The organism is Mesorhizobium sp. B3-1-9, assembly GCF_006439595.1.
Classification (GTDB): Bacteria; Pseudomonadota; Alphaproteobacteria; order Rhizobiales; family Rhizobiaceae; genus Mesorhizobium.
Genome location: NZ_VFTJ01000022.1, coordinates 25,644 through 40,214, shown reverse-complemented (window position 1 = coordinate 40,214; position 14,571 = coordinate 25,644). Strand labels below are relative to the sequence as shown.

12 protein-coding genes, 1 tRNA gene and 1 pseudogene are annotated in these 14,571 nt (G+C 64.4%); 7 read left to right on the top strand and 7 right to left on the bottom strand.

Translation table 11 applies throughout. From position 1 onward, the window contains the following. Window positions 1–20: 20 nt before the first annotated feature. The 4 genes and pseudogenes from FJW07_RS27195 to FJW07_RS27180 all read left to right on the top strand — a co-directional run bounded on the left by FJW07_RS27195 (window position 21) and on the right by FJW07_RS27180 (window position 3,634). Window positions 21–641: a 2,3-bisphosphoglycerate-dependent phosphoglycerate mutase gene (locus tag FJW07_RS27195; RefSeq protein WP_140859404.1), complete on the top strand. Its 621-nt coding sequence runs from the start codon at window positions 21–23 to the stop codon at window positions 639–641. 140 nt (window positions 642–781) lie between these two features. After that, a tRNA-Leu gene (locus FJW07_RS27190) sits at window positions 782–866 on the top strand. A 788-nt stretch (window positions 867–1,654) separates the two neighbouring features. After that, a pseudogene (locus FJW07_RS27185) lies at window positions 1,655–3,329 on the top strand (FAD-dependent oxidoreductase). Then, the gene (locus FJW07_RS27180) at window positions 3,329–3,634 is read left to right on the top strand and encodes a UBP-type zinc finger domain-containing protein (RefSeq protein ID WP_140681002.1); all 306 of its coding nucleotides are present in this window, start codon (window positions 3,329–3,331) and stop codon (window positions 3,632–3,634) included. Before FJW07_RS27185 ends, FJW07_RS27180 begins: the two are co-directional and overlap by 1 nt. A 10-nt stretch (window positions 3,635–3,644) precedes the next feature. Here the strand turns inward: FJW07_RS27180 and FJW07_RS27175 are convergent, their stop codons facing one another. From FJW07_RS27175 to FJW07_RS27165, 3 genes are all read right to left on the bottom strand, one after another. Continuing rightward, a complete protein-coding gene (locus FJW07_RS27175) occupies window positions 3,645–3,821 on the bottom strand; it encodes a hypothetical protein (protein ID WP_140645956.1) in 177 nt (58 codons plus the stop codon). 519 nt (window positions 3,822–4,340) lie between these two features. Then, window positions 4,341–5,162, bottom strand: coding sequence for an aspartate/glutamate racemase family protein (locus tag FJW07_RS27170; protein ID WP_140859403.1), 822 nt, complete (start codon window positions 5,160–5,162; stop codon window positions 4,341–4,343). A 39-nt stretch (window positions 5,163–5,201) separates the two neighbouring features. Next, window positions 5,202–6,443, bottom strand: coding sequence for a D-amino acid dehydrogenase (locus tag FJW07_RS27165; protein ID WP_140859402.1), 1,242 nt, complete (start codon window positions 6,441–6,443; stop codon window positions 5,202–5,204). Window positions 6,444–6,696: 253 nt separating this feature from the next. Here FJW07_RS27165 and FJW07_RS27160 point away from each other — a divergent pair, with 253 nt between their 5' ends. After that, window positions 6,697–6,984: a GIY-YIG nuclease family protein gene (locus tag FJW07_RS27160; protein ID WP_140859401.1), complete on the top strand. Its 288-nt coding sequence runs from the start codon at window positions 6,697–6,699 to the stop codon at window positions 6,982–6,984. Between the two features lie 143 nt (window positions 6,985–7,127). Here FJW07_RS27160 and FJW07_RS27155 read toward each other — a convergent pair whose 3' ends face one another. The 4 genes from FJW07_RS27155 to FJW07_RS27135 form a co-directional block, all read right to left on the bottom strand. Next, complete coding sequence (locus FJW07_RS27155) at window positions 7,128–8,297, bottom strand: cystathionine gamma-synthase (RefSeq protein ID WP_140859400.1); 1,170 nt, start codon at window positions 8,295–8,297, stop codon at window positions 7,128–7,130. Continuing rightward, the gene (locus FJW07_RS27150) at window positions 8,294–9,730 is read right to left on the bottom strand and encodes a pyridoxal-phosphate dependent enzyme (RefSeq protein WP_140645961.1); all 1,437 of its coding nucleotides are present in this window, start codon (window positions 9,728–9,730) and stop codon (window positions 8,294–8,296) included. Before FJW07_RS27150 ends, FJW07_RS27155 begins: the two co-directional genes overlap by 4 nt. A gap of 460 nt (window positions 9,731–10,190) precedes the next feature. Next, entirely contained in the window at window positions 10,191–11,531 is a 1,341-nt protein-coding gene (locus FJW07_RS27140) for an FAD/NAD(P)-binding protein (RefSeq protein ID WP_140859399.1), read from the bottom strand. Window positions 11,532–12,006: 475 nt separating this feature from the next. Continuing rightward, the gene (locus FJW07_RS27135) at window positions 12,007–12,192 is read right to left on the bottom strand and encodes a hypothetical protein (RefSeq protein ID WP_140645963.1); all 186 of its coding nucleotides are present in this window, start codon (window positions 12,190–12,192) and stop codon (window positions 12,007–12,009) included. A gap of 309 nt (window positions 12,193–12,501) precedes the next feature. On the opposite strand from FJW07_RS27135, the gene FJW07_RS27130 reads away from it, so the two are divergent. Together FJW07_RS27130 and FJW07_RS27125 are read left to right on the top strand one after the other, a co-directional pair. Further along, window positions 12,502–12,864: a septal ring lytic transglycosylase RlpA family protein gene (locus FJW07_RS27130; RefSeq protein WP_095767965.1), complete on the top strand. Its 363-nt coding sequence runs from the start codon at window positions 12,502–12,504 to the stop codon at window positions 12,862–12,864. A gap of 338 nt (window positions 12,865–13,202) precedes the next feature. Continuing rightward, the gene (locus FJW07_RS27125) at window positions 13,203–14,480 is read left to right on the top strand and encodes a polyhydroxyalkanoate depolymerase (RefSeq protein ID WP_140859398.1); all 1,278 of its coding nucleotides are present in this window, start codon (window positions 13,203–13,205) and stop codon (window positions 14,478–14,480) included. The last annotated feature ends 91 nt before the right edge of the window (window positions 14,481–14,571 follow it).

Here is a 14,571-nt window from a genome sequence, read left to right as displayed (position 1 = left end):
AACATTCTATAGGAGCTGACATGTCGGGAACTCTCGTGCTCGTGCGCCACGGCCAGAGCGAATGGAACCTGAAGAACCTGTTCACCGGCTGGCGCGACGTCGGGCTGACCGAGCAGGGCACAGCCGAGGCGCTTGCCGCAGGCGAGAAGCTCAAGGCGCGCGGCCTGAAATTCGACATCGCCTACACCTCTGCCTTGAAGCGGGCGCAGGTGACCTGCCAGCACATCCTCGACATCGTCGGCCAGAGCGACCTGAAGACGATCCGCGACCAGGCGCTCAACGAGCGCGACTATGGCGATCTCTCCGGCCTCAACAAGGACGACGCACGCAAGAAGTGGGGTGAGGAGCAGGTGCATATCTGGCGCCGTTCCTACGATATCGCGCCGCCCGGCGGCGAAAGCCTGAAGGACACCGGCGCGCGTGTGTGGCCCTATTACCTGCACGAAGTGCAGCCGCATGTGCTGCGCGGCGAGACGGTGCTGGTCGCCGCGCACGGCAATTCGCTGCGCGCGCTGATCATGGCGCTGGACGGCAAGTCAGGCGAGGAGATCGTCAAGCTCGAGCTCGGCACCGGTGTGCCGATCATCTACAAGCTCAACGCCGATTCCACCGTGGCGAAGAAGGACGTGCTGGAGGGGTGAGGCAAGCCGGCCCAGGCAATGCGGTCTATTTTTGTTTTGTTGCATGTCGATATCCCAAAACCGCTGGGCACTTTGGGCGACATGCAACGAAAAAAGCGCGTTGACACATATCGTTTGCCCGCTTACATCAGCGCCCACCAGCCCAGATGGCGGAATTGGTAGACGCGCACGGTTCAGGTCCGTGTTCCGCAAGGAGTGGAGGTTCGAGTCCTCTTCTGGGCACCATTCTTCGCTCTTCGAGCTTCGGATGGCAGGCCATCCCGGAGTTCCAAGAGCGAAGGGGTCGCCATTCATCCCGACTGCCAACGGGGTGCAAGTCTCAACATTCGCGATCAGCCGTAAGCTTCCGATCTTCGTCATTCCAGGGCGGAGCAAGGAGCGAAGCGACGCGCGCAGACCCTGGAATCCATGCCGTGACGTCGAGGCGTTGCAGCGGTTACAGAATTCCGCTCCGTTGCACTATATGACCCGCGTCACGGCATGGATTCTCGGGTCAAGCCCGAGAATGACGACATGTGGCCGTTGGCCCAATCTCCCCTTCCGGTCCGTCTCCGAACAAGCCGCTCCAAACCCGGCGACCGGTTTGGTTTTAAGCTGGCCTGCCGACGCTATACGCATGAAGAGCCATGAAGCCGATCCTTCGCTCTTCGAGCTTCGGATGGCAGGCCATCCCGGAGCTCCGAGAGCGAAGGGGTCGCCATTTGATTCCCGACTGCCAACGGGCTGCAAGTCTCAACGTTCGCGATCAGCCGTAAGCTTCCGAACTTCGTCATTCCAGGGCGGAGCAAGGAGCGAAGCGACGCGCGCAGACCCTGGAATCCATGCCGTGACGTCGAGGCGTTGCAGCGGTTACAGAATTCCGCTCCGTTGCACTATATGACCCGCGTCACGGCATGGGTTCTCGGGTCAAGCCCGAGAATGACGACATGTGACCGTTGGCCCAACCTCCGCTTCCGGCCAGTCCCCCAACAAACCGCTTCAAACCCGTCGCCCCGGGCGCTACGGTCCGCTCCATGGCCCCTTCCGTCAGCCCGACCATTGCCGCGCGCCGCGACCAGATGTTTCCCGTGCTCACCGATGCGGATATCGAGCGCATGCGCCGCTTCGGCGAGGCCACGGCCTATGCCGCCGGCGATCACATCGTGACGGCCGGCACGGTCTCGCCCGGGTTGATCCTCATCCTTTCGGGCAAGGTCGACATCACCCAGGCCGGCGGGCTTGGCCCGCGCGAGCCGATCATCACCTACGGCCCCGGCAGCTTCGTCGGCGAGCTGGCGCAGTTGTCGAACCGGCCGTCGCTGGTCAACGCCAAAGCGAAGGGACCGGTAGAGGCCATCGTCATCCCCTCGCAGCGGCTGCGCGACCTGATGGTGCAGGAGGCCAATCTCGGCGAGCGGGTCATGCGGGCGCTAATCCTGCGCCGCGTCGGCCTGCTCGAAAGCGGCGCCAGCGGGCCGGTCGTCATCGGCCCGCCCGGCAATGGCGACGTGCTGCGGCTGCAAGGTTTCCTGCGGCGCAGCGGACTTCCCCATCGCGCTCTCGATTCCGACACCGACCCTTGCGCGAAAACGCTGATCGAGCGGTTCCATGTCGATCCGCACCATCTGCCGATCGTGCTCTGCCCGAACGGCAAGCTGATGCACAATCCGGGCGAGACCGAGCTCGCCCGCTGCGTCGGCCTGCTGCGGCCGATCGATGCCGAGAAGGTCTATGACGTGGCGATCGTCGGCGCCGGGCCGGCGGGGCTGGCGGCGGCGGTCTATGCCGCGTCGGAAGGGCTGTCGACCATCGTGCTCGATTGCCGCGCCTTCGGCGGACAGGCGGGCGCTTCGGCGCGCATCGAAAACTATCTCGGCTTCCCGACCGGGATCACCGGCATGGCGCTGATGGCGCGCGCCTATAACCAGGCGCAGAAATTCGGCGTCGAGATGGTGATCCCCGACGAGGCGAAGCTGCTCGACGACGCCAGCGACGGCGCCCGCTACAGGCTTGCCATCGGCGATGGCGAGAGCGTGCGCTCACGCGCCGTGGTGATCGCCAGCGGCGCGCGCTACCGCCGCCTCGATATCGCCAATCTGGCGCAGTTCGAGGGCACCTCGGTGCATTACTGGGCCTCGCCGATCGAGGCCAGGCTTTGTCAAAACCAGGAGGTAGCGCTGGTCGGCGCCGGCAACTCGGCAGGACAGGCTGCCGTCTATCTGGCGAGCCAGGTGCGCAAGGTGACGCTCTTGGCGCGCCGCGACGGCCTCGACGCAACCATGTCGCGCTATCTGGTCGAACGCATCGCGGCGCAGCCCAACATCGAGGTGCTGCCCGAGACCGAGATTACGGGGCTGGAGGGCCATGACGGCAATCTCGAAGCGCTGCGCTGGCGCAACCGGGCGAGCGGCGAAGAGACGACGCGCGCCATCCACCACCTTCTTCCTGTTCATCGGCGCCGACCCGAACACCGACTGGCTGGCGAATTGCAACGTGGCGCTGGATGCCAAGGGTTTCGTGCGCACCGGGCCGGAGACGACACCCGGGCATGGGCTGATGGAGACCAGCCGAGGCGGCGTGTTCGCCATCGGCGACGTGCGCTGCGGCTCGACCAAGCGGGTCGCCGCCGCCGTCGGCGAAGGCGCGCAGGTGGTGGCGGCATTGCATGCCTATCTGGCGCGGAACGGCGAATTGGCGAGGAGAGCGTGATGGATGAATGCCGGCATACGAAGGACATCAAAAAGGTCACGCCGAGCGCGCTGGGCTGCGAGGAATGCCTGAAAAGCGGCTCCTGGTGGGTGCATCTGAGGCTCTGCCGGACCTGCGGTCATGTCGGCTGCTGCGACGACTCGCCCAACCGCCACGCGACAAAGCATTTCCATGCCACGCAGCATCCGATCATCGAAGGCTACGACCCGCCGGAAGGCTGGGGCTGGTGCTTCGTCGACGAGGTTTTTGTCGACCTCGAGGGCGATACGACGCCGCAGAATGGGCCGATCCCGAAGTTTGTTTGAGGGTACGCTTTCAGCGCACCGAACCCGTCACGGTCTGATCGATGGCGTCGGGCACGGATTTGCGATCGTTGCCGGCGAAGATGCCGATGAGGAGCAGGCTGAGCACGACCGGCACAAACAGGATGGCGACGCGCGCCTGCACGTAAAAGATGGCGCGCCATTCATTTCGCTTTTCGTCGTTCATCATGCTCGCTCTGTGGTGCCTCCCGGCGAGGGGACATAGAGACGAAGCGTTAAACATCTCCTTCCGATTCGGTTAACGGGCTACAATCTGCTGGGATCGCGAAGGGCGGCGCCGCCGCTCCGTCTCGGCTTCGCCGATCCACCTCTCCCCCGCCTTTGGCGGGGGCGAGGGGCCCAAGCTTGCGAAGGGTCGCGGCTTCGGCATGCGTTGGAGATTGGCCGAAACGCCCATCGCAATCGTCATCCACGGGCGGAGCGGGAGCGAAGCGGACGCGCGGACCCGAGGATCCATTCCGTGACTTCCGAGCGCCGCCGCGGTGCAGACTTCTGCTCCGCTGCAGTCCACGGCTCAGGTCACGGAATGGATTCCAGGGTCTGCGCGACGCCGCTTCGCGGCTGCTCCGCCCTGGAATGACGAGGCTGAGGGGCTTCGGCTAATGCCCAGTGTTTGCACCAATTTCACACGGTGAAAGCCCTTCGGCAAACGGCGACTTTTCAAAATTCCTGTCGAGCAAACCAACGCTCAACTGGCTTTCAGCGCAAACAACCGGCCGCCGGCCGGCACGACGTCGTCGATGCCGGCGAGGCGCAGGCAATGCCAGGCCATGGCGTGATTGGAGGACGTGACGGGAATGCCGATGCGGCGCTCCAGATCGGCGACCGCCTCGGCGACGCGCAGGCTGGTGCAGGAGATGAAGATCGCTTCGACGCCCGGCACTTGCGCCATGCGTTCGGCCGCCGCCTCGATCGAGGCGAGCGAGATGCGGGCCGCCTCGCGGTCGTCGCGGCGATCGAAGGTGGCGACGGCCGCGATGTCGAGGCCGCGTCCGGTGAAATAGCGGACGAGGCCCTGGTTGATCTCGGGCGCATAGGGCGTCAGCAGGCCGATGCCCTTGGCACCCAATGCCTTGAAGGCGGCCAGAGCGCCGGTGACCGGCGTGGTGCAGGCGACGCCCGGCCGCGCCTTCCTGATCTCGGCGAAGACGGCTTCCTCGCCGAGCGTCATCGTGGCCGAGGTGCAGCCGAAGCCGACGACGTCGAGCGGGATGCTGGGCAGGATGAGGTCGACGGTGGGCGCGATGCGCGGGCCCATGGCGCGCAGCGTTTCCGGCGTGATGTCGTTGTCGTTGAACAGACGCGCCTCGTAGAAGGCGACGCCCGGAATGCGCACCAGCGCGCGAAACTCATGCTCCAGCGTCTGATCGGTGGCGAGGATCGCCAGCCCGATCGCCGCGCGCGAGGCGAGGCCGCCGTCGATCTCCGACGGCAGGACGCCCAAATCGACTGGCATGGGACCGACAGGCCCTGAAGCGGCAAGCGGCGCGGCGGCGAGATTGGCGGACATGGCGTTCCCTTTCTTGTCGGAGCGGGATCGATCCCGGTCTCAGTTCAAAAGTCCATCCATCGAAATGGCCGGCTTGCGGCCGGCGATCAGGTCGGCGGTGATGCGGGCCGAGCCATGCGACATGGTCCAGCCGATATGGCCGTGCCCGGTGTTGAGATAGAGGTTGCGCAGGCGCCGCTGGCCGAATTCGGGCAAATTGTTGGGGGTCATGGGCCGCAGGCCCGCCCACATCTCGGCGCGGTCATAGTCGGCGCCTTCCGGATAAAGCTCCTCGGTCACACCTTTCATGAAGGCGAAATCGCCCGGCTTGTGGCTGGTGTCGTAGCCGGCGAACTCCGCCGTGGCGGTGACGCGCAGCCGGTCGCCGAAGCGCGACACGGCGACAAGGTTGTGCTCGTCGATCGCGGCGATGGTCGGCGGCGCCGGCCGGTTGCCGACCGGAATGGTCAGCGAATAGCCCTTGATCGGGTAGATCGGCAGGCTGATGCCTACCGTGCTGGCGATCAGCGGACTGTAGGAGCCGAGTGCCAGCACATAGGCGTCGCCTTTGACCGCGCCCTTGTCCGTCATCACCTGCGCGACGCCGTCGCCGGATGCCTCGATGCCGGTGATGGTCGTGCCGGTGCGGATCTCGCCGCCGCGCTCGACCACCTTGGCGGCAAGCGCGCGGGTGAACTTCGCCGGGTCGCCGGTCTCGTCGGTCGGGCAATGGATGCCGCCGGCGATTTTTTCCCTGGCCGAAGCCAGCGACGGATCGAGCGCGACGATGGCGTCGCGGTCAAGCACCTTGATCAGCTGGCCGTCGGATTCCAGCAGCCGCATATGCTCGACGCCTTTGTCGAGCGCCTGCTGGCTGCGATAGAAATAGAGGATGCCGCGATCGTTGCGGTCGTATTCGATCGCCTCGTCGGCGACGACCTCTTGCAGGACCGATTGCGAATAGACAGCGAGCCGATGCTTGAGCAGCGTGTTGCGCTTGGCCTTTTCCGCCGTGCATTCCATCAGGAACAACCACGACCAGCTGTAGAGCCGGGGATCAGCCGAAAGCCTGAAGCGCAGCGCCTGGTCCTTCAGCACCAGCGATTTCAACAGGATCAACGGCGCCTTGGGCGACGACCAGACGAAGGAGTGCCCCGGCGCGATCATGCCGGCATTGCCCCAGCTCGTCTCGGCGGCGACCTGCGGCTGGCGCTCGAGGATGACGACCTCGTGCCCGTCCTTCTGCAGCTGATAGGCGGTGGTGACGCCGACAACGCCCCCACCCAACACGACCACGCGCATAGCGCCTCCCGGAGATCGCAAAGTGGGCTCACTGTAAGGTGTAAGCTGCAGTCTGCAATGGCACACATACGGAGATGTCGGCGGGACAGCGCCCCTTTCGTGGCAGGACGATCGCAAATGGCGCTTCGTCATTCTAGGGCGGAGCAAGGAGCGAAGCGACGCGCGCAAACCCTAGAATCCATGCCGTGACATTGGCCGTAGACTGCTGCCGTCCAGAATAGCCGTTGCCGACAGCGCCAGCTAAGATCGCAACATGACAGGCTGCGTTTACATGACCGCGAGCCAGAAGGGCGGCACGATCTATATCGGCGTCACCAACGACCTTGCTCGTCGCATGCCAGAGCACAAGACCGGCCAAGGCTCCAGCTTCACCAGCCGTTACGGTGTGCAGCGTCTGGTCTGGTACGAGGAATACCTCGACATCACCGACGCCATCCAGCGTGAGACATCATTGAAGCGCTGGCCGCGCCAATGGAAGGTCGAATTGATCGAGAAGAGCAATCCTGAATGGTTCGAGTTGTTTCGCGGAATTGGCTGGTGAGTGTTCTGGACCGTGGCGGCGCTCAACCGTCACGGCATGGATTCTAGGGTCTGCGCGCGTCGCTTCGCTCCTTGCTCCGCCCTAGAATGACGAAGGACAGGTCGGCAGGACAGCGGGGGCGCGAAGGATCTCGGCGAAGCCGTTTAGCCAGCCAGCGCCTGCTCCAGGTCCGCGATCAGATCATCGCCGTCCTCGATCCCGCAGGACAGCCGCACCAGCGAATCCGATATCCCGATGGCGCCGCGCTTTTCCGCCGGGATCGAGCCGTGCGTCATCAGCGCCGGATGCTCGATCAGGCTTTCGACGCCGCCCAGGCTTTCGGCGAGCGTGAAGAGCTGCGTGCGTTCGAGGAAACGTTTGGTGCCGGCCAGGTCGCGGTCGAGGTCGACCGAGATCATGCCGCCGAAGGCGTGCATCTGCTGGACGGCGATTGAATGCTGCGGGTGGCTGGCGAGGCCGGGATAGATAACCCGGCGGATATCTTTTCGCGTTTCCAGCCATTGCGCTATTTTCAGGCCGTTGGCCGAGTGACGCTCCATCCTCAGCGCCAGGGTCTTGATGCCGCGCAAAGCGAGAAAGCTGTCGAACGGCCCGGAGATGGCGCCGATGGCGTTCTGCAGGAATTTCAGCTGGTCGGCGAGATCCTTGTTGTCGCCGACCACCGCCACGCCGCCGACCATGTCGGAATGGCCGTTGAGATATTTCGTCGTCGAATGCACGACGATGTCGATGCCGAGCTCCAGCGGGCGCTGGATATAGGGGCTGCAGAAGGTGTTGTCGGCGACGGTGAGCAGGCCTTTGCGCTTCGCCAGCGCCGCCACCGCTTCGAGGTCGACGATGCGCAGCAGCGGGTTGGTCGGCGTCTCGACCCAGAGCAGCTTGGTGTCCGGGCGGATCGCCGCCTCGACCGCGGCAAGGTTGGTAAAATCGGCGAAGCTCACCTCAAGGCCGGCGGAGCGCTTGCGCACCCGCTCCATCAAGCGGAACGAGCCGCCATAGATGTCGTCGGTGGCGACGATATGGGCGCCGGAATCGAGGAGCTCCAGCACGGTGCCGATCGCGGCCAGGCCGGAGGCGAAGGCGAAGGCCTTGCTGCCGCTCTCGAGGTCGGCGACCGCGCGCTCGAAGGCGAAGCGCGTCGGGTTCTGGCTGCGGGCGTACTCAAAACCCTTGTGCACCCCGGGCGACTGCTGGCCGTAGGTGGAGGTGGCATAGATCGGCACCATCACAGCGCCGGTCAGCGGATCATGGCTCTGGCCGCCATGAATGGCGCGGGTGGAAAAGGCCAGGCGGTTCTTGCCGGTCGAGGTCATTTTGCGCGGCGCCTCAGATGGTTGATCAGGTCGATACGGGTTATCAGGCCGATGAACTCTTCGCCATCGAAGACGATGGCGACCTCGTTGCGGTCGAAGACCGGCAGCAGCGTGTCGAGCGTTTGGCTGGCCTGCAGCGTGTGCAGGTTGGAGGTCATGGCCGATCGCACCGGGCCGTTGAAGCGGTCCCAGCGACCGTCATAGGGGCCGTCGACCTTGGCTAAAATATCGCTCTCGTCGACGATGCCGACCAGCCTGCCTTCGTCCAGCACCGGCAGCTGCGAGACGTCGGAGCGGCGCATGCGGCCATAAGCGTTGAGCAGGGTTTCTTCCGGGCCAACGGTCACAATGTCGCCGGTGCGCGGCGAGCGCATGACCAGGTCGCGCAAGTCGCCATGCTGTTCCTGGTCGGCCAGGCCCTGCTCGGCCAGCCAGATGTCGTCGAAGACTTTCGACAGGTATTTGTTGCCGCTGTCGCAGACCAAGGTGACGACGCGCTTCGGCACCGTCTGCTCGCGGCAATAGCGAAGTGCCGCCGACAACAGCGTGCCGGAGGACGAGCCGGCCAGGATGCCTTCGCGCGACAGCAGATCGCGCACCGCCAGCATGCTCTGCTTGTCGGGAATGGAATAGGCCTTTTTCACCAGCGACAGATCGGCATTGGGCGGCACGAAATCCTCACCGATGCCTTCGACCGTCCAGCTTCCGGCCTCTTCCATCTTGCCGGTCTTGATCAGCGGCGCCAGCACCGATCCAACCGGATCGGCGAGCACCATCTCGGTCTTCGGCGAGTGTTTCGCAAAATAGCGGCCGAGGCCGGTCAGCGTGCCGCCGGAGCCGACGCCGACGACCACCGCGTCGACATCGCCTTCGAGCTGCGAAAAGATTTCCGGTCCGGTCGTCGTCTCATGCGCCAGCGGATTGGCGGGATTGGCGAACTGGTTGGCATAGAAGGCGCCGGGCAGTTCGGCGGCGATCTTCTCGGCCATGTCCTGGTAATATTCGGGATGGCCCTTGCCGACGTCGGAGCGGGTCATGCGCACCTCGGCGCCGAGCGCGCGCAAATGCTGGATTTTTTCGCGCGACATCTTGTCGGGCACGACGAGGATGATGCGGTAGCCTTTCGGGATGCCGACCTGGGCCAGGCCGAGGCCGGTGTTGCCGGCGGTCGCCTCGACGATCGTGCCGCCCCGCTTCAGCGCGCCCGATTTCTCGGCCGCCGCGATCATCGACAGCGCGATGCGGTCCTTGATCGAGCCGCCGGGATTCTGGCTTTCGAGCTTGATGAACAGCCGGCACTTGCCGGTGTCGAATTTGGTCAGCTCGACGACCGGCGTCTGGCCGATCAGGTCGAGCACCGAGGCGTAAGGCGGACGCAATCTCGACAGATTGGCGTCCACGCCGCCGGGCGCCGGTTGTCTCTGCTCGCTCATCTCAGATGCTCCATGGAAGCAGTTCGATGCGGGTGTCGCAATCTCGCGCGCATCCTTGTTGGATCATGATCTTTTCCAAAAACCGGTTCCCACTTTTTGGGATCATGCTCTAGCCGCCGGAATCCATTCCGGTTTCGCGGATCGCGCGAACCGTCTTTTCAAGCCCTTTTCGTCTGGAAAGAAGATAGATCGTGCCAATCCGGCGGCGAGTGGGGGAATGGAATTTCACGGGGTGCGCGCTCTATCGCCTCTCCTGTTGAACTTGGCGGGACAGCGCCCCCCTCTGTCCTGCCGGACATCTCCCCCACTTGGGGGGAGATCAGCAGCTCCGCCCGCAGCGTCTTCTTCTGCAATGTCGGCGATTGGCGAAAGCCGAGGCGACAGCCAATCTCCCCACTTGTGGGGGAGATGGCCGGCAGGCCAGAGGGGGGCGCCGTGGAGCGCCAACCTCGACGAAAAATCACCCCAGCAATTGCTTGCTCAGCTTCGCGCATTGCACGCGGATGTCGGGAATGGCGTCGATCTCGAAGAAGGTGCCGCGTGTCAGCGGCCCGACGGCGAGCAGCTTCGACGACACCGTGCCGTCGGCCGCGATCAGCTCGCATTTGGCGGTGACATCGAGGCCGAGGCGCAGCGGATCGGGCCGCGCCACGCCGCGCTCGACCAGCGAGCGCACGACGCCGTTCGACGTTCTCGAAATATCGCAGGCGATGCCCATGCAATCATAGATGCGGGCGACGTCCAGGGTCTCGACATCCTGCGTGCCGCGCGGCTGGATTTTCACGGCGAAGCCACCGTTCGCCTCGACGTTCACGACCCTTCCGGCGACGAGGCGGATGCGGCCCGACCGGACCGCCTCGGTGACGCGCGCGTAGACTTCCGGCGCCATGCGGTGGCGGTGGATATCCCACCAGGCCTTGGTGTGCTCGACGAAGCGGCGCTTGGCCGAGGACGGCCAGTTCTGCCAGATCGTCTGGTTGAAGGGTCTCAGGCCATCGACGACGTCGCGCCAGTCGCCGCCGGCCTTCTGGATCTCGCGGATCAGATTGCGGAACCAGCCGACGAAATAGGAAAGCTCCGTGCCGAGCGGAATGTCGGCGATATCGAGCTTGATCGGATTGCCCTTGCGGTGCGGCGACGGCAGCAGCCCGCGCCGCGACACCGCGACGATGGCGCCGCGATGGCCGCGCTGTTCCAGCGAGAGAAACGCGTCGACCATGCTCAGGCCGGTGCCGAGCAGCAGCACCTGGGCTTGCGGATCGAGCGTGGTGTCGGCCTCCGTCCCCATCCGGACGGCGTGGCCCTGGAAGGCGCCGGGCTGCTCGTCGTGACCGGTGGCCAGGACGGCAAGATGCGCGACGACGCTGGTGCCGTTGGCAAGCGCGACTTCGACGCCGGCGGGCGTCGGCGCGATCGACAGGCTCTCCTCGCGGATCAGCCTGAGCCGGCCGGTGTCGCGCTCGCGCTCCACGAGGCCGTCGAGCAATTCCTGCAGATAGCGGGCATAGAGGCTGCGCGGCGCATAGAACGGCCCCTGGTCCGGCCTGGCGAGGCCGCGATCCAGCACCCAGCGCGCGAAATGCGTCGGGTCGTCGGCATAGCCGCTCATGCCGGAGGCGTTGACATTGAGCACATGCGCCGAAAGCAGCGTCGAATAGGCCATACCCTGGCCGAAATGCGGCCGCTTCTCGATCAGCGTGACGCGCAGGTCCGGATTGGGCGATTTCAACAGATGCGCGGCCAGCACGACACCGCTGGCGCCGCCGCCGACAATGATGATGGAATTGGCGCGTCCAACCATGACTGCTAGCCGAAACGGAGCGATCAGCGCGCGGCGAGCGCCGCGAGCGGCCTTGGCCGCAAGGCACGAACGATCGCCGGAACGGGCTTTTGAAGGTCGCGCATCGTTCTCTCACTCCCAATGTTGATAAGATTACTATACTAACCGAGCCGGGCACGAAACCAGAGTTCCAATTGCCGCGCCATTTGAAGCATGAATTTGCCCGAATGGCGTGACAGGAGGATTTTCGTTCGATCGGCGTCCGGCACCTTGCGCGCCTTCGTCATTCCAGGGCGGAGCGACGCGGGAGCGGAGCGTAGTCCTCAGAATGACGACACAAGAGACGGTCAGCCAACGCGCAAGGGTGCTGCTTGCCGGCGAACGCGCCCGCTTGCCGCCGCGCGACGAGAGCCTCTGCCGGGCCTGGCAGTACTGGTCGCAAGGATCGGGTCGCAGACTAACCTTGTCGCCAGCCGTCTCCGCGCGGCCGGCAAGGTCAGATGCGCGAGCGGTTCGCCCAGCGCAGCCCGACCACGCCGACCAGCATGGTGACGAGGCCGATATAGAGCCATTGCGTCTGGCCGGTCATGAAGCTGCCCTTGACGAGGCCGAGACCTTGCAGCGACCACAGCGCACCCAACCCCAGCACAATCAGCGCCAGCACAAACCTGATCAATCGCATCGGCTTGACCCTCTCCGGAAGTCGATCCTGAACGGCAATGAGGACGCAACAAAAGACGCGGAGGAACCGAAGCAGTTCCGTTCCTCTGTACTTGAATCCTGACGACCGATGTTGGCCGGAACGATCCGGATATCGGTCCGATATTCATTGAGAATACGCCTTCCCGGTGCCGGAAATATCATGACAAACTGTTTCGCGGCGACTCCAAACGTGTGCCATCGCCATGGAACCGCCAGATCAATGCCGCATTTCCTGCCTCATTCGGCACATATCGGCGGGGCCTACCTCTAACGGAGCCACCCCCAAAGCATGAAGAAAACCAACCAGACCGCGCTTGTCGCGGTAACGATCGCGGCTGGCCTGATGGCCGGCGCCTCTTCCGCCTCCTCCGCCGCCGCGCAGTGCGGCCGCGCTTCCTGGTATGCGCTGCATTCCAGAACCGCCTCGGGGGAACGCATGAACCCCTCGGCACTGACTGCCGCCCATCGCTCCTTGCCCTTCGGCACCAAGCTCAGGGTCACCAACAAGAACAACGGCCGCAGCGTCGTCGTGCGCATCAACGATCGCGGTCCGTTCGTGAAGGGACGCATGCTCGATCTCTCCCGCGGCGCCGCCGGCCAGCTGGGCTTCATCGGTTCGGGCCATACCGCCGTCTGCATGGCGCGCGTCTGAGCTTTGTTTTGATGCATGTCGTTGCCCCAAAACCGCTGCACACTTTTAGGGCGACATGCATTGTCCGTCGGACCATGATCCAATGCGGACCAAGTGGTTCGGGATCATGGCCGATGTCCGGCATGAGGGCCGGACACATATCCTTCACATTTCCGCAGCGCACATTGAGCCGGCTCGCCCGCTCAAGCCCGATTTTCAACAGGTTGAACCAAAGAAGCATTCGTCAGACAAAATGACGTATTGCATCGCAAAAATATCTTGTTAGCCTCGCCAGCAGACATTCAAGGCTCGGCGCTGTCCGTCGTCCTTTTGGTCGTTGGACGGCAGCGGGGTTCGCGATGTTCTACCAGCTCTATGAAATGAATCATGCGGCGCTGCAGCCGGCTCGGCTCTATGCCGACGCGGTACGGCTCTTCTACTCCAACCCGCTCAATCCGATTTCCCACACCCCCTTCGGCCGCTCGGTCGCGGCGACCGCGGAGCTCTTCGAGCGGACCACCCGCCGCTACGGCAAGCAGCAATTCGGCCTGGACAAGACCGTGGTCGACTGGAAAAGCGTCGCCGTCGCGGAAAAGACGGTCTGGTCGAAGCCGTTCTGCAACCTGATCCGTTTCGAGCGCGCGCTGCCCGCCGGCCGCAAGCCGGACCCCAAGCTTTTGATCGTGGCGCCGATGTCTGGCCATTACGCGACGCTGCTGCGCGGCACGGTCGAGGCGATGCTGCCCTATGCCGACGTGCACATCACCGACTGGGTCGATGCCCGAATGGTACCGGCGGCGCAAGGCAGCTTCGATCTCGACGACTACATCGACTATGTCATCGAGATGTTCCACGCGCTCGGCCCCGACACGCATGTGATGGCCGTGTGCCAGCCTTCGGTGCCGGTGCTGGCGGCTGTGGCGCTGATGGAAAAGCGCGGCGATCCCTTCGTGCCCGCCACCATGACGTTGATGGGCGGCCCGGTCGACACGCGCCGCAACCCGACCGCGGTCAATCTTCTGGCCAAGGAAAAGGGCATCGACTGGTTCCGCGACAATGTCGTGATGCAGGCGCCCTGGCCGGTGCCGGGCTTCGGCCGCATGGTCTATCCGGGCTTCCTGCAGCTTTCGGGCTTCATGAGCATGAATCTCGACCGCCACATCATTGCCCACAAGGACTTCTTCATGCACCTTGTGAAGCATGACGGCGACAGCGCCGAAAAGCACCGCGACTTCTATGACGAATATCTGGCGGTGATGGACCTGACGGCGGAATTCTACCTGCAGACGGTCGACACCGTGTTCGTGCGCCATGCTCTGCCGAAAGGCGAGATGAAGCATCGCGGCGAGACGGTCGACTGCGCGGCGATCCGCAACGTGGCGCTGCTCACCATCGAGGGCGAGAACGACGACATTTCAGGGCTCGGCCAGACCCAGGCCGCGCATGATCTGTGTGTCAACATCCCCGCCGACAAGCATGTCCATTACATGCAGCCGGCCGTCGGCCATTACGGCGTCTTCAACGGCTCGCGCTTCCGCTCCGAGATCGTGCCGCGCATCGCCGACTTCATCTCCAGCTATGGCCGCCAGCAGCGGGTGGCGGTGAGGCCGAAGCTGGTCCGTTCGGCCAAAAGCTGAACGCCGGAGCCCGGATCAGCCCTGCCGCCGCCCGGCGGCCGGCCGTGTTGCGCCCACGCCTCTGTTGCGAAAGTGCCGCTACGGGATCGTC